This window comes from Pseudoalteromonas sp. APC 3893 (genome assembly GCF_030408095.1).
GTDB lineage: Bacteria > Pseudomonadota > Gammaproteobacteria > Enterobacterales > Alteromonadaceae > Pseudoalteromonas.
This window is the reverse complement of record NZ_JASDCD010000023.1, coordinates 14,415-33,396: the sequence shown is the minus strand read 5'-3', so window position 1 is coordinate 33,396 and position 18,982 is coordinate 14,415. Positions and strand designations below refer to the sequence as shown.

The 18,982-nt window shown below is 40.3% G+C and carries 17 protein-coding genes and 1 riboswitch; of the genes, 7 read left to right on the top strand and 10 right to left on the bottom strand.

Annotated elements, in window-relative coordinates:
- Positions 1–25: 25 nt before the first annotated feature.
- Positions 26–1,432: a glutamate--ammonia ligase gene (gene glnA, locus QMA12_RS18625; RefSeq protein WP_290211023.1), complete on the bottom strand. Its 1,407-nt coding sequence runs from the start codon at positions 1,430–1,432 to the stop codon at positions 26–28.
- 509 nt (positions 1,433–1,941) lie between these two features.
- Here glnA and typA point away from each other — a divergent pair.
- A complete protein-coding gene (gene typA, locus QMA12_RS18620; protein ID WP_290211022.1) occupies positions 1,942–3,765 on the top strand; it encodes a translational GTPase TypA in 1,824 nt (607 codons plus the stop codon).
- 396 nt (positions 3,766–4,161) lie between these two features.
- A complete protein-coding gene (locus QMA12_RS18615) occupies positions 4,162–5,652 on the top strand; it encodes a hypothetical protein (RefSeq protein ID WP_290211021.1) in 1,491 nt (496 codons plus the stop codon).
- A gap of 341 nt (positions 5,653–5,993) precedes the next feature.
- Here the strand turns inward: QMA12_RS18615 and QMA12_RS18610 are convergent, their stop codons facing one another.
- Positions 5,994–6,722, bottom strand: a complete 729-nt coding sequence (locus tag QMA12_RS18610) for a CBM9 family sugar-binding protein (protein WP_290211020.1) — start codon at positions 6,720–6,722, stop codon at positions 5,994–5,996.
- Positions 6,723–6,913: 191 nt separating this feature from the next.
- On the opposite strand from QMA12_RS18610, the gene QMA12_RS18605 reads away from it, so the two are divergent.
- The gene (locus QMA12_RS18605; protein ID WP_290211019.1) at positions 6,914–7,189 is read left to right on the top strand and encodes a hypothetical protein; all 276 of its coding nucleotides are present in this window, start codon (positions 6,914–6,916) and stop codon (positions 7,187–7,189) included.
- On the opposite strand, the gene QMA12_RS18600 is transcribed toward QMA12_RS18605, so the two are convergent.
- Together QMA12_RS18600 and QMA12_RS18595 are read right to left on the bottom strand one after the other, a co-directional pair.
- Positions 7,184–8,275: an MBL fold metallo-hydrolase gene (locus QMA12_RS18600; RefSeq protein ID WP_290211018.1), complete on the bottom strand. Its 1,092-nt coding sequence runs from the start codon at positions 8,273–8,275 to the stop codon at positions 7,184–7,186. The genes QMA12_RS18605 and QMA12_RS18600 overlap by 6 nt on opposite strands.
- Positions 8,276–8,440: 165 nt before the next feature.
- Positions 8,441–9,097: a DUF2959 domain-containing protein gene (locus QMA12_RS18595; protein WP_290211017.1), complete on the bottom strand. Its 657-nt coding sequence runs from the start codon at positions 9,095–9,097 to the stop codon at positions 8,441–8,443.
- Positions 9,098–9,185: 88 nt separating this feature from the next.
- Between QMA12_RS18595 and QMA12_RS18590 the strand changes: the two genes are divergently transcribed.
- The 3 genes from QMA12_RS18590 to dtd are packed head-to-tail and all read left to right on the top strand — an operon-like array spanning position 9,186 to position 11,495.
- Complete coding sequence (locus QMA12_RS18590; RefSeq protein WP_290211016.1) at positions 9,186–10,082, top strand: virulence factor BrkB family protein; 897 nt, start codon at positions 9,186–9,188, stop codon at positions 10,080–10,082.
- A 34-nt stretch (positions 10,083–10,116) separates the two neighbouring features.
- Entirely contained in the window at positions 10,117–11,070 is a 954-nt protein-coding gene (locus QMA12_RS18585) for an alpha/beta fold hydrolase (RefSeq protein ID WP_290211015.1), read from the top strand.
- The gene (gene dtd, locus QMA12_RS18580) at positions 11,058–11,495 is read left to right on the top strand and encodes a D-aminoacyl-tRNA deacylase (RefSeq protein ID WP_290211014.1); all 438 of its coding nucleotides are present in this window, start codon (positions 11,058–11,060) and stop codon (positions 11,493–11,495) included. The genes QMA12_RS18585 and dtd overlap by 13 nt, the downstream gene beginning before the upstream one ends.
- 1 nt (position 11,496) lies before the next feature.
- On the opposite strand, the gene QMA12_RS18575 is transcribed toward dtd, so the two are convergent.
- A complete protein-coding gene (locus QMA12_RS18575) occupies positions 11,497–12,186 on the bottom strand; it encodes an SAM-dependent methyltransferase (RefSeq protein WP_290211013.1) in 690 nt (229 codons plus the stop codon).
- A gap of 195 nt (positions 12,187–12,381) precedes the next feature.
- On the opposite strand from QMA12_RS18575, the gene QMA12_RS18570 reads away from it, so the two are divergent.
- Entirely contained in the window at positions 12,382–13,275 is an 894-nt protein-coding gene (locus QMA12_RS18570; RefSeq protein ID WP_087532755.1) for a bifunctional GNAT family N-acetyltransferase/hotdog fold thioesterase, read from the top strand.
- Positions 13,276–13,338: 63 nt separating this feature from the next.
- On the opposite strand, the gene QMA12_RS18565 is transcribed toward QMA12_RS18570, so the two are convergent.
- The 5 genes from QMA12_RS18565 to dapA form a co-directional block, all read right to left on the bottom strand.
- Positions 13,339–14,379, bottom strand: coding sequence for a phospholipase A (locus QMA12_RS18565; protein WP_087532754.1), 1,041 nt, complete (start codon positions 14,377–14,379; stop codon positions 13,339–13,341).
- A 232-nt stretch (positions 14,380–14,611) separates the two neighbouring features.
- A complete protein-coding gene (locus QMA12_RS18560) occupies positions 14,612–15,733 on the bottom strand; it encodes a succinylglutamate desuccinylase/aspartoacylase family protein (RefSeq protein ID WP_290211011.1) in 1,122 nt (373 codons plus the stop codon).
- Between the two features lie 5 nt (positions 15,734–15,738).
- Positions 15,739–16,944 (bottom strand): PLP-dependent decarboxylase, encoded by a 1,206-nt coding sequence (locus tag QMA12_RS18555; protein WP_087532752.1) that lies wholly within the window; start codon positions 16,942–16,944, stop codon positions 15,739–15,741.
- Complete coding sequence (locus QMA12_RS18550) at positions 16,944–17,684, bottom strand: 2,3,4,5-tetrahydropyridine-2,6-dicarboxylate N-succinyltransferase (protein ID WP_087532751.1); 741 nt, start codon at positions 17,682–17,684, stop codon at positions 16,944–16,946. Before QMA12_RS18550 ends, QMA12_RS18555 begins: the two co-directional genes overlap by 1 nt.
- A gap of 15 nt (positions 17,685–17,699) precedes the next feature.
- Positions 17,700–18,584, bottom strand: a complete 885-nt coding sequence (dapA, locus tag QMA12_RS18545) for a 4-hydroxy-tetrahydrodipicolinate synthase (RefSeq protein WP_290211010.1) — start codon at positions 18,582–18,584, stop codon at positions 17,700–17,702.
- 135 nt (positions 18,585–18,719) lie between these two features.
- Positions 18,720–18,913, bottom strand: a riboswitch (Lysine riboswitch).
- Between the last annotated feature and the right edge of the window lie 69 nt (positions 18,914–18,982).

Here is an 18,982-nt window from a genome sequence, read left to right as displayed (position 1 = left end):
ACTAGACAATTTTAGCTACAACCTATTAAACGCTGTAGTACATTTCAAACTCAACAGGGTGAGTTGTCATGTTAAGCTTTTCAACTTCTTGAGACTTAAGCGAGATATAAGCATCGATTAGGTCGTCAGTGAATACACCACCTTGAGTTAAGAACTCACGGTCAGCACTTAGTGCTGCTAGTGCTTCGTCTAGTGACGCTGCAACTGTTGGAATTTCAGCTGCTTCTTCTGCTGGTAAATCGTATAAATCTTTATCCATTGCATCGCCAGGGTGGATCTTGTTTTTGATACCGTCAAGACCAGCCATAAGCATTGATGCAAATGCAAGATAAGGGTTGGCAGTTGGATCTGGGAAGCGTACTTCAATACGACGACCTTTTTCAGATGGTACTACTGGAATGCGGATTGAAGCAGAACGGTTACGTGCTGAGTAGGCTAGCATTACTGGCGCTTCAAAACCTGGAATTAAACGCTTGTACGAGTTAGTTGATGCATTAGCAAATGCATTGATTGCTTTAGCATGTTTGATGATACCACCGATGTAGTAAAGTGCATCTTCAGAAAGACCGCCGTACTTGTCGCCTGCGAATAAGTTAACACCGTCTTTAGCTAAAGACTGGTGACAGTGCATACCAGAACCGTTATCACCGACTACTGGTTTAGGCATAAATGTTGCTGTTTTACCGTATAAATGAGCCATGTTATGGATAACATATTTCATTTCTTGGATCTCATCTGCCTTTATTACCATAGTATTAAAGCGAGTAGCGATTTCGTTTTGACCTGCTGTTGCAACTTCGTGATGATGTGCTTCAACAACTTGACCTAGTTCTTCAAGAACCAAACACGTCGCTGAGCGCCAATCTTGAAAGTCATCAACTGGGGCAACTGGAAAATAACCACCTTTAACGCCAGGACGGTGGCCAGTATTACCGCCTTCGTAATCCTTATCTGAGTTCCAAGCTGCTTGCTTAGAATCAATTTTGTACATAGAACCAGACATATCTGTTTTGTATTTAACATCATCAAATACAAAGAACTCTGGCTCTGGGCCAAATAAAACAGTATCTGCAATACCAGTAGAGCGCATGTATTCTTCAGCGCGCTTAGCAACAGAGCGTGGGTCGCGCTCATAACCTTGAAGTGTAGAAGGCTCTACCACGTCACAACGTACGATTAGTGTTGCTTCTTCTGTGAAAGGGTCAAGCTTAACTGACTCAGGAACAGGCATTAATACCATGTCTGATTCGTTAATGCCTTTCCAGCCCGCGATTGAAGAGCCGTCGAACATCTTACCGTCTTCAAAAAAGTCTTCATCAACTTGGTGATGAGGAATAGAAACATGTTGCTCTTTACCTTTTGTATCAGTAAAGCGTAAATCAATGAACTTAACGTCATTTTCTTTAATAAAATCTAAAACCGATTGTGACATGTGTCCTCCAACTGTTGGGTTTTATTATTGCTGCATAATTGCTTTTGTTCTTTAGTAAGCTGATTCTGTGCCATGTTTATAATCTATTGTTTTTTATGTGAAAATATATAGTCGATGTAAAGTTGATATATATTTAGCACTGTTTTGGTGCATAGTAACTCCAAAAAGGTGCAACATTTACAGAGTAATAATTGCTTGCAAATTAATCACCTTAGACTAACACAAAGAAAATGCAAAATACGCAGTAAAGTCGCTTTAAATTAACTCAAAACCACCATTTTAGATAAATTTATAAAAATTAACCCTAAAAATTAATTATTTTAAAACAAAGGGTTAATTATTTTATTGAGAAAGTTTGAAATTTTATTTTGGATAAACTTTCATCCATTCCATTTATAGGGGATAATATGCGCCCTTTTAAATCCTATGCTGGGACATCTCGTGAAAGCGCAGGTGAGAACGTATAGCCCCTGCAGGATCAATGAGATTCAATTTCTCTGAGTGAACATATGAGTATCGAAAAGTTAAGAAATATAGCAATTATCGCCCACGTTGACCATGGTAAAACCACCCTAGTTGACAAACTGCTTGAGTTTTCAGGCACATTAGAAACACGCGGCGGTAATGAAGAGCGCGTGATGGATTCAAACGATATCGAAAGAGAGCGTGGCATTACTATTTTAGCGAAAAATACCGCTATTTCATGGAATGATTACCACATTAATATCGTAGATACTCCAGGGCACGCCGATTTCGGTGGTGAAGTGGAGCGCGTACTTTCGATGGCTGACTCAGTTCTACTTATTGTTGACGCTCAAGAAGGCCCAATGCCACAAACGCGTTTTGTTACGCAAAAAGCATTCGCGCAAGGCTTAAAACCAATCGTTGTTATCAATAAAATTGATAAACCAGGTTCACGTCCTGATTGGGTTATGGATCAAATCTTTGATTTATTCGACAACCTAGGCGCAACTGATGAACAGTTAGATTTTAAAGTAATCTACGCATCAGCAATCAATGGTTGGGCTACATTAGATTTAGATGAACCGTCTGATAATATGGATGCTATGTTCAAGATGATCGTTGACGAAGTATCACCACCGGATGCAGATCCTGAAGGTGACTTCCAAATGCAGATCTCACAGCTTGATTACAACTCTTATAAAGGTGTAATTGGTATTGGTCGTATTAAACGTGGTTCTGTTGCACCTAACCAACAAGTTACGGTTATCAGTGCAGATGGTACGACTCGTAACGGGAAAATTGGTTCAGTACAAAGTTACCTAGGCCTTGAGCGTATCGAAACTGATAAAGCTTTCGCTGGTAACATAGTAACAGTAACTGGTCTTGGTGAGCTTAAGATTTCAGATACGCTTTGTTGTCCTAACAACGTTGAAGCATTACCACCACTAAGTGTTGATGAGCCAACAGTAACAATGACGTTCTCTGTAAATAACTCTCCGTTCTGTGGTAAAGAAGGTAAGTTTGTTACATCACGTAATATCCGTGAGCGTTTAGACAAAGAATTAGTACACAACGTTGCACTTCGTGTTGCCGATACTGATAACCCAGATAGCTTCCGTGTTTCTGGTCGTGGTGAATTACACCTAGGTATCTTAATCGAGAACATGCGTCGTGAAGGTTACGAGCTTGCTGTATCTCGTCCAGAAGTAATCTTACGCACTGTTGATGGCGTGTTAGAAGAACCATATGAAACACTAACTATTGACTGTGAAGAAGAGCACCAAGGTTCTATCATGGAGCAAATTGGTCTTCGTAAAGGTGAACTTACTGACATGGCACCAGATGGTAAAGGCCGTATGCGTATGGACTTTATGATCCCAAGCCGTGGCTTAATCGGTTTCCAAACTGAATTCATGACATTAACTTCAGGTTCTGGCTTACTTTATCATACGTTCGATCACTACGGTCCGCACAAAGGTGGCGAGCTAGGTGTTCGTAAGAACGGCGTAATGATTGCAAATGCAACAGGTAAAGCATTGACTAACGCATTATTTAACTTGCAAGAACGTGGCCGTTTATTCATCGGTCACGGTGTTGAAGTATATGAAGGTATGGTTATCGGTATTCACAGCCGCGATAACGACCTTACAGTTAACGCACTTAAAGGTAAGCAGCTTACTAACGTTCGTGCATCTGGTACAGATGAAGCACAATCTCTTGTACCACCTCTAGATTATACACTTGAGCAAGCGCTTGAGTTTATCGATGATGATGAGCTAGTAGAAGTTACACCTGAGAACATTCGTATTCGTAAGCGTCACTTAACTGAAAGTGAGCGTAAACGTGCAGGTCGTGCTCCTAAATCATAATCTATTAATTTAGAATAATGATTTTAAAAGCCGCTGTATTGAAAGATACAGCGGCTTTTTAGTGGGTGAAAACAAAAGAGCTGTCAGTTTTAAGTTGTCAGCTGAAAGTCGGTAGACTATATAAGCCTGCAACAATGCATGATTGTAGCGCTTGTTGTTAGGGGGGGGGATTCGTTGGGTTTCGCTGCGCTCAACCTAGCCTACGCGGTGATAGCTTCAATAACTTCTCTGTAATTATTTAAAATTCTGCAAAACTTTCAAGTTAGGCTAATATTCAGGTTGGATCTAATATTTGGACTACCCACGCTTATGTGGAAGCCTCCAAATAGAGAGGTTACAGCGACAGGAAAGTAGGTTGTATCTTGTATTATTTATAATTAAGAATGGAGTTTTAATATGGGTGTAAATAATAAAATCCCCCTACCAAGTTTATTTTTGGCACTGGTTTTATCTGGATGTGGAAGCTCTGATGATTCAGAAGACGAAGATAGCAAATATAGTATCTCTGGCAATATCCAAGGGCTTAATGGTGAAATTCAGTTGATTTTAAATAAGGCTGGGCAAAGTTGGACTAGTGGTAATTATATTGGCAATGGTGTTGCCGATGTTAGTTTTACTATTGATGAATTTGAATCGGGCACCGTTTACTCTGTTGAGGTTCAAATGCAACCAAATGGGCAAAATTGCACAGTATCTAATGGCTCTGGTACTGTTTCCGGTGATGTTTCGGATATCGTTGTCACGTGTATGGACTTACCAAAAGAGCAGCTTGGAGTATTTATTGATAGCCCAGTGCAGGGCTTAAGTTATTTTACTGATACTTTTTCTGGAGAAACGCTTGAAGACGGTAGCTTTAAATACATGCAGGACGAAACGGTTACCTTTGTCATGGGGTCTACACAGTTCAGTGTGGCTCAATTAGCTGAAGGAGCGATACTTTCACCTTTAGATGTTTTTTCTGCCCAAGATACTTCTGATAGGCGTGTTATTAATTTGGCAAGCCTGTTGCAGTCACTTGATATTGACCGTGTTGCTGATAATGGTATTGAATTACGTTCAGGTGAGATAGCCAGTAATGGGCTTGTCATAAACTTTGATGTACCGACTGATGAGTTTGCAAATAATAATGACATATTGGCATTTGTGCAAAGTGCTAACCCAGATTTCGAAACAAGTCCTCTAGTTGATGCTGAGGAAGCGAAACAACATTTAGATAATCAATTAGCATTAGCAAGCAAATGTGATTTAGATAGAGTTTTTAATTTAACATCTCATGAAACAATTATACCAAATGATACAGGAGTTGCTGGCGATAATTATTCAATTACAGGAGCTACATTCACTCTGAGTAAAGCAGGGATCTGCTCGCTAAGTTCGGGAGAAGGTTGGTCAGGTGATTGTAGCATTAATGGCTCTAAGGTAAATATTACCATTGATGGTGACTCGCAAGTACTAACAGGTACTTTAGCTAACAATAACGTTACGCTTGTGGCTATGCCAAGTTTATATGATGCAGGTGATGGCACCAAAGAATATGTATCAGTTTACTTTGATGGTAATAGTAATGTTAGCTGTCCAATTGAAGATGTCAGTGCCGGTGTCTATTCTTACACAGGTAAGGAAGCTGTATCACAACTTGATGGTTCAGGTGAAGAGGTTTATGAAGTAACAGGAACGATTACTCTCGATGATGACTCATGCGAAATACAGTCAAGTGAAGGAGATTTCTCTTGTCAAGTTACTGGGAATAGGATATTTGGTTTAGGTGAAGCGTCAGGTGTAAAGGGAACTATTACGTCAGAACAGGTTACCATGTACTTTAATTCTCCAGGGTCTGATGGAGAGTTAGTAGTGGGTTACTTTAATGGAACCCGGCAAGCAAATTAAAAAATGTTTAATTTAAATGTTAAACTTTAGCTTAAGTCAATATATTCGGTTGTTGATTTTTTGCATCCTATCTTAAAAGCTATCTTCAATTAGAAGAAACATTAGTTTTCTGAAAGTTGTGCAGTATTGATAGCTTTGCACCATACATTTATTCGCTGTGGGTTTTAACATTATTTTTAATCTACCTCGTGCTTTGAGCTTTTCCAGCAGTCTAAGGTTTGCTACTTACACAAGTATTAAATTGGAAAGCAAGCGTTTGTAGTTTTTTTGTTGGGTTTCGCAGCACTCAACCCAACCTTTTTTAACTCGCTAACTTTACTCTAGCTTACTCGCCAACTTTTTCATTCCTTTGGTAGCAAAGTAATTTTGCCAAATACATCTGCGTCTATAAATCCACGGTTTCTATCGCCGTTTACAGGTTGGACTTCGTGTGAGCCCATAAAGTGTTCGCGCACTTTGCTGCCATCGTTATCACAGTAGGCGAGCATGAACCCGATAACTTGTTTTGCCGTTAATTTAATAGGTGTATTTTGCCCGTCTTCTTTATAGTTGTTTGGATAGAGTTTGATCGCCACTTCCCAAGTAATGTTATAAGGCGCTACGGTATTTCGTTTCCAGTTACTTACTAAGTGCTCTGTGTATAAATGGGGTTTTTTATCAGGCCCAAAATCGGCAGCTTGGTTATCAAGGCCTATATGGTAAGCAAATGCAGTATGATTAAATTGATGGTTACCACCTGATGCATCACTGTCAATAAAGATTTCGAGTGCGTCGTCATCCCAGTATTTTTCCGTTGGATCTGGGTGCGTATCAATCAGCACATCATCAGTAATATCGGCCTGTAAATAAAGGGTGTTTTCATCCCAAAGTAATTTGTAGCGGCCTTTAAAGTCTTTATCTGAATTAGGCAAGGATCCATCCATAAGGTATGGCATAGGCTGCCATGTTGTTTTGTCCCATGCGCTTTCAGCAACACCATCAATAACTATAGGTGTTGTTGTATGCTCTACATCGATAGCCAAGGCGGCATTGCTCATTAAAATGCTTAAGGTTAGTGCGTGTATTTTCATGTAACTCTCAAATATTCATTTTTATTAATACTGTCTGAAACATTATTTGAAAACAATAGGTAGAGAGGTACAGATGCTAAATAACAGGTGCAGCAACGTTTAGGTGGGAAAACAAATTTTTACATTCTTGAGTGTTAAAAACAGGTAAAGTAACTGCGTTGTTTACATTAATACATATTCAAGGAGTTATTTTGGCTAAAGCATTACTTTTAGTTATGGCTGTGTTGTTATCAGGTTGCACTTCTTCACAAGTGATGGAATCAGGTTGTGATTTTGTTGTTGGTAACGCGCAAAGTCAACAACGGCAAGTGCAAAATAGTTCACTCGATAGTTCTGACACAAACCAAGAAATGAACGTGATTAACGGTGTCTTGCAAATGTTACTTGGGCCAATAAGTCGCTCGCTTGGTGATGATGAATGTAAAGCGCAGGAGCAATTGCATGAGTACCCAAGTGCCGCTTTATAAAGCGACACTTTCTCCTTCATTTAAGATATACAGAGGAATGGTTGACTCCATTTCATCGTACATATGCAATAAGCGAAGTAATGCCGAATGACTACTGTGGTCGCCCATTTTCCAACTTGAATTACCATAACCCCATGGGATCATCACTTTGCAGTTGAGATCTTGCGCAGCTGTAAGCGCATCTTCTGGTGTGGTATGAACATATCTATACCAATCACCATCTTCTTCATGATAATACGAGGCAATTGGCATTAAACAAATATCAATTTCGCCATATTTCTGCCCAATATCGCTAAAATGCTGCGAGTAGCCGGTATCTCCGGCAAAAAATAGTGTCTTACCATTTTGCTCAAGCAGCCAGCCATTCCATAAGTCTTTATCGTGATCTTCATAAATAAAAGGCACTAAAACACGGCTACTAAAGTGATGAGCAGGCAGTGCATGAATGGTTAAATCATCAATAGTGGTTTTGGCATACCAAGCCATTTCGCTTATATAAAAGCCACCTGTTGGAAAGTTATCAGCCATTCCCAGTGGGGTTAAGTAGCGAGGCTTATTACCTATTTCTTCAATATCTGCTTTATTAAAATGGTCATAATGAATGTGCGAATACATCACTGCATCTAAGTTCTTTAGTTCGCTTTTTGTAAGCCAGTCACCAGGTTGACGATAAAACCCAGAGGCCAGTCTAAAGGCTAAATCAACGGGGGAGTCGAATTGCTCTTTGACTGGATCGAACACCACTTGTTGTCCGTTTGGCGTTTTAACCATAAATCCTGCGTGACCAAGCCAGCGAACAACGAAACCAGTATTTGATTGTGGTTTTATTTGTTCAGCAAGATACTGGCAATTTTCATTTTCTTCTTCACATTGTAAGTTGGTATTGCTGGGGTAGCAGTCACTTTCACAACTAACAGGGTAAGTCTTTTTGCCAGGGTAAAGGTTATGATAGCGACCAGCCCGTTCACCATCTTTATGAAGTGGTACAACTGTATCTGGGCCAGCAATGATCTGCACATGATTAGCGGCCGCGCACGCTGTTAAAAAGCCAGTTAGGGTGATTAGACTAAGGATGTTTAACTTCATTATTGTAACTTTTTAATTTTATTTTGATAAAAGTGTACCAAAAAGAAGTGCTTAATAAATATTTAAAAAGTAACAAAAAATAACAATAAAAAGCCTGCAAAATGCAGGCTTAATGTATGATTTTCTCGCCAACTCGCCAACTCGCCAACTCGCCAACTCGCCAACTTATCCTGCTTTATTCATTTGCTCAATGAACTTATTAGAATCAGCGATAGACTTATTCATGTCATCCATCAACACTTTAATATCTCGCTTAAGGTTAGTAAATTCACCCTGTATTGCGGTTACAGCTTGGGCATTAAGATTATGTTTTAAGTATAAAACATTATCTCGTAGTGATGATAATACCGGCTCCATTTTACTTTCTGCGTTACGCATTGAACGTAGTAATTTGTCAAAATCACGTTTGGTTGAGGTTAACTTTTTATTACTTTCACGCTTTAAAGAGGGATTAGAATACTGTTCCAGCTCATCTGCCCACTCTTCAAAAAGGGCTTCAGCAACGTCTTCAACTTTGTTTATATTAGTAGTTACGTCATTGGCAGCTGAAAGGCTTGACTCGTAATCACTATTAAGTTGGTCGTACGCCTCTTTTAGATCACCGCCATCAAAGTTAATGAGTGTAGATAAGCGATCTAAAGCCGATTGAAATTCTTCTTGAGACTCTTCTTGTGATTCTTTTGTTTCTTCAACACGGTCCACCAAAATATCGCGTTTATGAACGCCAACGGATTCCATGGCAGAATAGTAGGCCGATTGGCAGCCAGATAGCGCCATTGTGAGTGCGAGCAATGGTGCGCTTAGTGCAGTAATTTTTTTCATTGAGATCCCTTTTTCTTCCCGTTTAGTTTTTAAATTATGTGGTGGATTGCTATGATAATCAAAACAATTTTAGCAGAAAGTTAAAACCATGAATGAAAAGGTAGCATATTTTAAGCAACAGGCTGACTCATTTTTACGCCAACAACCAAGCTGGTGGATGCAATATTTTAATCGTTGTATTGATGATCAAATCACTGTTAACGCTGGTTATTTAGCTTATGTTACGTTACTTTCATTGGTGCCATTAATCGCCGTAGCGGTTGCTATTTTTTCCGCTTTTCCTGGTTTTGAAGAAACGCGAATTGCGATTGAAAACTTTTTATTTACCAACTTTGTGCCAACATCATCCGATGTAATTAAAGAGCATATTAGCTCATTTGCTGGTAATGCGAACCAAATGACTGCGGTGGGGGTTAGCTTTTTAGCAGCAATAGCGCTTTTATTGATGAAAAATGTTGATGCGACACTTAACCGTATTTGGCGGATTAAGAAGAAACGTCCTTTGATGATTTCTTTATCTGTATATTGGATGATTCTGACACTCGGTCCCGTTTTATTAGGGGCGAGTATCGGTATATCTTCGTATATTGTGTCTTTAGTTTCATTTGCAGATCAAGGCATTCCTGGTTTTAGTGGCTTTTTGATAAAACTTTTACCCTTTATAATTTCAATGGCCGGCTTTATTTTGCTCTATACTTTAGTTCCAAACACACGCGTTCCATTTAAGGCGGCAATCCCTGGAGCTATTTTTGCAGCTGTTTTGTTTGAGCTAACCAAAAAAGGGTTTGCTTTGTATATTAGTCACTTTCCATCTTATGAATTAATTTATGGAGCGGTGGCAACAATTCCCATTTTATTTGTTTGGGTGTACCTTTCTTGGACAGTGGTATTACTAGGTGCAGAGTTTACTGTATGTATAAGCCCTCATGTTGTTGAAGATATGCCAGATAATATCTTAGATAATGAAGAGATTTTCAAACAGTAAATAGCTGCACCACTGATAGGCAGGAGTCAGTGTTATGCAGTTGTACCCAAGTATTGCCCCCTATAGTGACTTTCATCTAAGTGTGGGTGAAGGTCATCAGCTTCATGTACAAGAGTACGGCGAGCCTTCTGGTTTGCCTGTTGTAATTTGCCATGGCGGGCCCGGACTTGGTCTACACAGTGATAACTGCCGCTTTTTTGATCCTAATCGTTATCGTATTATTTTATATAGTCAACGCGGATGCGGTTTATCAACCCCTCATCAATTAACAACCAATAATACTGATTATTTAATTGCTGACTTAGAGTACTTAAGGCAATCATTAGGACTTGAAAAATGGTCGCTATGTGGCGCATCATGGGGCGCGACTATTTGTTTACTCTACGCGATAAAACATCATAGAAACGTGGCTAGTTTATTATTACGAGGTACGTTTTTAGCAACAAACTCTGATCTGCAATGGATATATGGCGCTGACGGTGCGGGGGCACAATTTTACCCTGAGCTGTATGAGCAGTTTGCACAAAAGCAAGCTAACGTTAAAAGTATACTCGCGCTCTATCAACAGCAACTTAATGTTGATGATCAGATTAGAGCGAGCCATTATGCAAAGTTATGGTGTCAGTGGGAGTCTGTTTTATCGCAGAGCCGAGATTGTCCCGATTGGACGTTAAACTGTCCGCAACATGGTTTAAATATGGCGCGGCTGATGGTGCATTATTTTAGCGCTCAATGTTTTATAGAAGAGCAGTTTATATTGAACAATAGCCAGAAATTGGCACACATTCCTATTTGGTTTATTCACGGTAGACATGACTTAGTGTGCCGCTTTAGCGCGATACAAAAGTTTGCTAAGCAACTACATGCGCAGTTATTAGTGCTGGATGAAATTGGGCATGGTGTTGATAGTCAGGTATATTTATCAGCAGTACGGCGAGCTGCCGATCATATGTATATCAAATTATCGAGGGATCAATGCAAGGGCTAATACAACGGGTTAAGCACGCTAAAGTCGAAGTTAATGGGCAAGTAATAGGGCAAATAGGGCAAGGTATTTTATTGTTACTCGGTGTTGAAAAGCAAGATGATACTGCAAGCGCGGAAAAACTATTACACAAGGTGAGTAATTACCGTATTTTTAGTGATGAAAACGACAAAATGAATTTGAGCTTGCGTGATATCAAAGGCGAGTTACTAGTCGTATCACAATTTACGCTTGCTGCCGATACCAAAAAAGGTATGCGCCCAAGTTTCTCATCAGCCGCTACACCACAGCAAGCAAAAGAGCTATACGAATACTTTGTCAATCAAGCCAAAGAAAAAGGCTTAAAGGTCGCTACAGGGCAGTTTGCTGCTGATATGCAAGTAAGTTTATGTAATGACGGGCCTGTTACTTTTAATTTAAACGTATAAACTATTTTTTAATCATCACAATGTGATTAGTATACCCAGGAATTTTTTCTATGCTGGGTCTTTTGCCAAATGTTGTAATCAATAAGTGCTCAAGTTGCTTAAGTTGGGATTCATGGCCAGATAGAAAATTAATAAACAAGTAACCGTCAGTTGACAGAGCGTTACGTACTTTTTGATAAAATAGGTGTTTATATAAAAATCCGGGAGCATCTAGCTGACTAAATAAGTCGAGGATGATCCAATTATATTCTTTGCCTTGTTCTAATACTTCTTGTGCGTCAAAGCAACGTAAGTTAGTTGCATGATCACCACCAAAGAAGCGTTTGTAACAATGAATAATACTAGGGTTTTTCTCGACCGACATAAGTTGGCTATCAGGGTAAACATGCTGTAAGTAGTTACGGATTGCACCTGCCCCCAGACCAAGTTCTAGTACTGTTTTGGGCGCAGGTAAAGGCTGCCACAAACAAGCTAAATACTGTAAATGTGGAAATAATAGATGGCTCGGGCGGCTTTTTTCAACCACAGATTGTAACGTCTCATTGATCAGTAGCCAGCGAAATTGCTTGTGCTGGCGTACTTGAATGCTGTCAGAGCCATGTTTATGCCAATATATAAGCTGTCCGATGCGGTGGCAATCTTCAATAAAGCTATGCTTTACGGCGCCGGAGCCTGCAATTAAATTTTCCATATAAGTAGCTTAGACGAGTCAACATAAAGCGCCAGTCTGTTGTGCAAATTTTACAGTAAAAACAGAGGCTCACCAAAGTCGTATTCCAAGTTTTTAAAAGATAGCGTATGGTAGTTTGCAATTATAAAGAACCAAATTGTTTTATTTAACCACTGCGCATTAAAGTAACGTGGTATTTGTACGGCAGGAGAGAGTATGTTTCAGGTAACTACCCCGCAAAGTAGTGAAGATTGGCAAGCTTATTATCAATTACGTTGGCAAGTATTGCGCGCACCTTGGGATCAGCCCAGAGGTTCTGAGCAAGATGATTTAGAACAAGATGCTGAACACCGCTTTATTAAAAACAAGGTCGGCGAAGTCTTAGGCGTCGCGCGTTTACATTTTAATAACCAACAACAAGCGCAAGTACGCTATATGGCGGTTGCAGAAGGAAATCGTAATCAACACATTGGCAGCCGACTACTACACGAACTTGAAAAAATAGCATGGACACAAGATGCAGATGAACTTGTGTTATTTGCTCGTGAACGTGCATTAGAATTTTACCAGCGTCATGGCTATGAGCTAAAAGAAAAAGCACATTTAGCTTACGATGATGTGCAGCACTTTAAAATGATCAAGCAAAAGCCATCAGAACCAGGTTGGTTCCGCCACCCTAATTGGACCCAAGTGCTACAAAATATTTGGCGTGAATCAATTCCAATTAGTGATGCAATGGGTATAAAAGTTGAAAGTTATACTGATTGGCAATTTACCACTACTGCCGATTTAGATGCTAATTTGAATTTACATAACACCATGTTTGCGGGTTCTATTTATAGTTTAGCGACGTTAACAGGTTGGGGGGCGACTTACTTAGCGCTTAGAGAAGCGGGTTTTGAAGGCAATATTGTGCTTGCGGATGCAAACATAAAATACCTAAAACCACTTAATAACGACCCTCGCGGCAGTGTCGATTTAAGTGGTTGCAAAGGTAAATTGAGCGAGCTCGAAACAGAAGGTAAAGCGAGTTATCAAGTGCCTGTAGAAATCTATGATGGTGAAGCATTAGTCGCTGAGTTTGAAGGTACATTTGTTGTAAAAAAATAAGTTATAACTCAGACTAAAAAAGCCAAGCAGTGCTTGGCTTTTTGCTATATAAAATTATAAGTGTCAGAGCAGGTCGGTTAGTAATATACCTACACCAATACGTTCTATATCTGCATTATAATCAATTAAGCTTTCACCATATCCGTTAAAATACTGTGCGTAACCTCGTAATCGTCCCCATAATGGGAAAGACCAATCTAGCTGAATAGCACCACGGTTATCAGAGTTTAAGTTATTGCGCGTCATAAAACTAAACTCATGCTCTTCATAGCGATAAGCACCACTAAATTCAAAATAGCCCATGTATTTATAAATGTCAGGGTTATCATCACCTTTGGCTTCCATTGGATCTTCTTTTTTATCTTCAGGAATGCGGTACCAAGGTTTAAAGCTAAATACAAAACCTTCATTCTCCCAAATAAAATCGGCATAAATACGATTCCATGAACGTGAGTTTGGTTGGCTGCGACCATTTGATTGGTGTACTAAACCAATTGCAATCGCCATCTCATCACCCCAAAGAACATTGTCAGGATCGAGGTAATTTACCCAAAAAATCTCTGGTTCGTAGTTGGTTTCACGAAAAGGAGAGGATATATCTTTATTATAAATTTGCCAAAAAGATTGTAATGTGAAACCAAAATAGACTGCTTGATCTTTATCGTCAAAATCATTGAAAATAGGAACTTTAATTGATAATTGGTATTTTGCTTCAAGGTTATCAAGTGGTTCACCATCACTTTCTTGAACTAGTTCGTTTAGACCATCAAATGGACGAACATTAGGATTTGACACATAAGATAAAGGCAATATGTAATTACGCTTGTGTGGAGTAATTACATTACGGTTTTTTTGGCTAACTTCTTCACGCGCTTTGCGCTTATCGAGTGCTGTAATTTGTTTGCTTTCATCAAGTGCAGAACACTTTTCGCGTAGCTGAGCTAGCGTTTGTTCACCATCGCCGGCAATGGCTTCATTCAAAATACATTGTTTAACTAATTCAATGTCGCTGTTTTGCTCATTTGCCTTTTCAGTGTCAGCTTGTTGTGCTAACACACTTGTTGATAACAAAGTCGTTAGTAAGATCCCGTTGCGCCAAGTCATTATTATTCCTTTGAGAAACGTATATGTTAAAAAAGTATACAGAGTTTTATAGCTTAGTAACTGTGAACTTTTACTTAACTAATAAGAGAATACCCCTAATGGTACGACAGATTTATTGGCTTTGATCATATTTATAGAGAAAAAGCGGCCTTAGCCGCTTATTCAATGCAATATTAGCACTTTGTGCTTATATTACTCTCACGCAATGAGAAGGAGTGAGCTCTAAAATAATTTAAAGCTCAAATACGTTAGTGAAGAATTTGTAGAGTTCAGTACCTTGATTCACACTTGCTGAGGCAAAGTGCAAAATTGCGATTGCATCGCAATCAAGTGTTAGAGTTTGTAATGGCTGCTCACTGAGGTAGCACTCCATTCGCAGTACTTTAGCAATCGGGTCACCAGCTTTAATATGGCCGCCCAGAGGGGCAATATATTCGACCATACCGCCCATAGGGGCATAGTAAGCAAAGTAGTCATCTAAGTTACAGCCGTAGCGTTTCATTTGTTTTGGTTGGAATGGGGCATCAACAAAAACGTGCTTATAGTTTAAGTAGCTTAAAATACTATTGGCGTCATCTAGTGCTGCGCTTAAATCGATTTTTTCTTGGCTACCCAGCTCAACAGTAAACGCTTCTACTTGCACGTTAAATTCACGGCCTTGCTTTGCTAACTGTTCAGTTAATTGCCACCAAGGGCAAAAGCTGGCTTCATCCATTGCGCCATCAAAATCATTTGGAATAAGCAGTACATGAGGAATATTAAAATAGCTAGCGCTTTGTTTGGCGTAGTCAGGGCAGTATAAATGCTGGCTAGAAATCGGGCCTGTGTGTAAGTCCAGCACAATATCAGCTTGGTGTGCGAGCTTTTGTAAATTAAGTGCAATACGTTTACCGGTAGTTAAGCGATAAGCAGGACCTGATAACTGTTGTTCAACGTTGTCTATAAGAGCCGCTTTGAAAGCAGCTTTTAATGTTTGATCATCGGCATCACTGTATTGCTCTGCAAACTTAGCCGCCAGTTCACTGTTACAATGATACATGCGGTTCCAGTTAGTGCCAGTAATGGGATCAAAGCGGCCAAGGGTAAACTCCCCTGACTTTTGATTACAACCAATGGGATTGGCGTAGGGCACTAAAGTGATATCGCCTTTTAAGTTAAGTTGCTTTAATTGTTCGAGCAATTGATAAATGACCGCGTTGCCTTGTACTTCAGCGCCATGCATATTTGCTTGAACATACACGCTTGGCCCGGTGCCATCGCCTTTTAAACGGTACACAGGAATTGTTAGCGGTAAGCCATTTGCAACTTCACCTACGACGATGTTTTCTTGGCTGATTGGTGTTGTATTACTCATCTCAATTACCTTAAGTAGTGGCTGGCATCTTCTGCTTGACGAATACAGCTTAATTCACCATTTTGTAAAACATATTCAGCAGCTAATTCATGGCATAAAAAGTACGGCATACTTTCAGTAAAACCATAAGCACCGCATTGACTAAACGCGAGCCAGTCCTGCTCGTTTAAATCATTGGGTAATTGATGCTCACCTAAACAATCCAATGCTGTACACAATGGCCCATATAAACTCATCGCTTGGTTTTCAGCCGTTGAGTCACGGAGTAATTGCACAGGGAAATCTTGGCTCGTAACCGCTGGGCGCAATAAATGATTAATGCCACCACTAAGAATAACTTGTTGTTGTCCGTAGTTTAATTTGCACTCGACAACAGGAGTTGCATAATGACCACATTCGCCGACTGCATAACGGCCAAGTTCCATCCATAACTCTTCTACGCCAGCATCACGTTTGATTTTTGCAAGAGCTGTTATTAACGCATCCCATCTTAGGGTAGGTGCATCAAGTGTATAAGGAATACCTAAACCACCGCCTAAATCGAGCACTTTTAAAAGAATACCTAAATCACTAGCAAGTTGTTGCAGTGGCGCGACCATTTGTGACCAAAGCTGTGCGAGTTTATCGCTACTAAGCATATTGCCCCATTGAAAAATATGCAGGCCGTCAAAGTTCAGTGCAGAGTAATCACTCGTGTTAAGTGCTTGCCATTCATCGCAGCCTAAGCCAAATGGTGTAAGGCTGTCGCCCCCTAGTGGATTTTTTTCACCTTCAGGCCAACGTAATTGCACACGCAATAACACTTGTAGTTGGCACTGTTTTGCAATTGCTTGCTCATTGAGCCAACGCACTTGATTGAGACTTTCGGCGACAAAAATACGTACGCCTCGCTCAATAAAATGTTTAATTTGTTTTGGGCTTTTAGCAGGCCCGGTGTTGAGCACGCGCTCGCTGTTAATGCCTTGAGCAAGCACTTGCTCAAGTTCGCCTTTACTTGCCACATCAAAGTTAAAACCAGCACCATCTAAGCTTTGTATCACTTTAGATAGGGGGTTGGCTTTAACCGCATACCAAAGTTTCACTTCGGTTTGTGCCACTAAACGCTTAAGGTGTGCATTGAGTGAATCAAGGTCGTAGACAAAAAATGGGGTATCGAGCTTTGTTGATAACTCATCAATGGCGGTTTTAACTGGCGTGCTCAAAAAGGTCATTAACGTAAAACCTCTTCTAACAGTAATGACGCATCACTTTGTTCATCACGGTATTTTACAATTAACGCGCATGACATGCTTAGACCTTGCTCACGTGCCCACTCGTTAGAAGCCGGACGAGAGCCTGGAATTACAATGGCATATTCAGGAATTGGCTCACCTTTATCAAGTTGACGCTCGTTAACGCAGTCATACACAGGGATAGTGGCTGACAAACGTACGCCTGGTGCAAGTACAGCACCTTTTTTAACTACAACCCCTTCAACGATTACGCAGCCAGCGCCGATGAATGCATCGTCTTCTACCACAACAGGGCTTGCACCAATAGGCTCAAGTACGCCACCTAATTGCACAGCAGCACTTAAATGCACGTTTTTACCAACTTGTGCACACGAACCCACAAGGGCGTGGCTATCAACCATAGTCCCTTCGTCAATAAAAGCACCAATGTTTACGTACGCTGGTGGCATGATAATCGTGCCTTGAGCTACGTGAGCACCACGGCGAACACTTGAGCCACCTGGTACCATACGAACGCCGTTTTCGGCAGTAAACTCTTGCGGTGCCAAGTTATGCTTATCAACAAAACCACCTGAAAACTCGGTGTTAGTGCCGTTTTTGAACGCTTCTAAAATACCTTGTTTTACTTCAACGTTAGCGTGCCATTGGCCATTGTCGTCTTGTGTTGCAGCGCGAACGGCGCCTGATTCTAAATTATTTAATAGTTCTAACCAGCTCATTATAAAAACCTGTATTTAATGCCAAGATAAAATGGTGTTATTTGCATTGTTAATGCAATCTGTTTGAGTTAACTCTAAGTGAGTTAATGGTGGACGCAAATGCGGGCTGTTTAGTCTCCCTTGTAGATGCATCAAAACTTTTACGGGAATAGGGTTCGCTACGGCAAACAAGCTTTGGATTGCTTGTGACCAATCGGCAAATAAATTTGGGTGCTGACCACTGAGGCTGCGTTTAACAAACTCATGGGTTTGTTCTGGCCATGCATTAGCTGCTACAGAAACTAAACCTTTTGCTCCTGCTTGAGAAAAATAAGGCATAAGGGCATCATCGCCACTGAATATTGCTAACTCTGGCGAGGCAGTTCTAAAACCTTCAAACTTAGCAATGTCGCCACTGGCTTCTTTAAGCGCCCATAAATTTTTATGATCTTTCAAATTACTAATAACCGCGGGTGGAATATCTACTGCGCTGCGCCCAGGTACGTTATAAAGCATGCAGGGGTGATTACTTGCGTTAAGTAGACTTTCAAACCAGTGAGTTTGACCCACAACACCCGGTTTAGCATACAGTGGTGAGCCTAGTAAATAACCGTGAATAGGCAGTTGATTACAGTACTCTACCCACGCAATTTGTTGTGCTAGGTTCATACCGCCAACGGCAACCATTAATGGCACGCTAGGTTTTAACTGACATACATGCTCAACAATGGCTTGTTGTTCTTTCAAGCTAAGTGCTAGGCCTTCGCCCGTACTGCCAAGTAATAAAATACCATTATTAGCGGCTTGCTGTTGTGCAACCAGCTGTTCAAGTACAGCATAATCGACTTCGCCTGCATCAGTAAAAGGCGTGACGAGTGCGGTCCATAACGGGTAGTCGTTTAAATTAAAGTTGTTTTTCATCTGCAACGAACTTATCAGGTGTTCGATGAGTAAAATGAGGGAGAATTAAAAATACGCCGCATTAACATCATTCGAACATTAAAATTCGAAGAGCGAATGGGCTTAAATAATAAGGCACACAGGCCTTATTATACTAAGACCAGAAGCTCTCCACCAAACTTATCAACAGCGTTGCTGTTGTTGGTGACAGTCGCTGGGATTCAACCCAGTCGCCCGAAATAACCCTTCACAAAAAGTGTTACTTCTCGGCGTTAATTCCCCTCACGTATGATCATTGGAGTGTGTGCTCCTCACATACGTTACCTGAATAACGCACCTCTTCTAGCCCATAGTGTGGGTTCTAAATTATAAAACTCACACCTTAAATAGGGGTAATGGCGGTGATTAAAGCATTTTAG

Bases quoted from the DNA above. Each gene is read 5' to 3' on its own strand.
- QMA12_RS18570 (WP_087532755.1), top strand. From the start codon at position 12,382: ATGTTTCAGGTAACTACCCCGCAAAGTAGTGAAGATTGGCAAGCTTAT.
- glnA (WP_290211023.1), bottom strand. From the start codon at position 1,432: ATGTCACAATCGGTTTTAGATTTTATTAAAGAAAATGACGTTAAGTTC.
- QMA12_RS18595 (WP_290211017.1), bottom strand. From the start codon at position 9,097: ATGAAAAAAATTACTGCACTAAGCGCACCATTGCTCGCACTCACAATG.
- QMA12_RS18550 (WP_087532751.1), bottom strand. From the start codon at position 17,684: ATGAGCTGGTTAGAACTATTAAATAATTTAGAATCAGGCGCCGTTCGC.
- QMA12_RS18590 (WP_290211016.1), top strand. From the start codon at position 9,186: ATGAATGAAAAGGTAGCATATTTTAAGCAACAGGCTGACTCATTTTTA.
- QMA12_RS18565 (WP_087532754.1), bottom strand. From the start codon at position 14,379: ATGACTTGGCGCAACGGGATCTTACTAACGACTTTGTTATCAACAAGT.
- dtd (WP_290211014.1), top strand. From the start codon at position 11,058: ATGCAAGGGCTAATACAACGGGTTAAGCACGCTAAAGTCGAAGTTAAT.
- QMA12_RS18600 (WP_290211018.1), bottom strand. From the start codon at position 8,275: ATGAAGTTAAACATCCTTAGTCTAATCACCCTAACTGGCTTTTTAACA.
- QMA12_RS18560 (WP_290211011.1), bottom strand. From the start codon at position 15,733: ATGAGTAATACAACACCAATCAGCCAAGAAAACATCGTCGTAGGTGAA.
- QMA12_RS18610 (WP_290211020.1), bottom strand. From the start codon at position 6,722: ATGAAAATACACGCACTAACCTTAAGCATTTTAATGAGCAATGCCGCC.
- QMA12_RS18615 (WP_290211021.1), top strand. From the start codon at position 4,162: ATGGGTGTAAATAATAAAATCCCCCTACCAAGTTTATTTTTGGCACTG.
- dapA (WP_290211010.1), bottom strand. From the start codon at position 18,584: ATGAAAAACAACTTTAATTTAAACGACTACCCGTTATGGACCGCACTC.
- QMA12_RS18585 (WP_290211015.1), top strand. From the start codon at position 10,117: ATGCAGTTGTACCCAAGTATTGCCCCCTATAGTGACTTTCATCTAAGT.
- QMA12_RS18575 (WP_290211013.1), bottom strand. From the start codon at position 12,186: ATGGAAAATTTAATTGCAGGCTCCGGCGCCGTAAAGCATAGCTTTATT.
- QMA12_RS18555 (WP_087532752.1), bottom strand. From the start codon at position 16,944: ATGACCTTTTTGAGCACGCCAGTTAAAACCGCCATTGATGAGTTATCA.
- typA (WP_290211022.1), top strand. From the start codon at position 1,942: ATGAGTATCGAAAAGTTAAGAAATATAGCAATTATCGCCCACGTTGAC.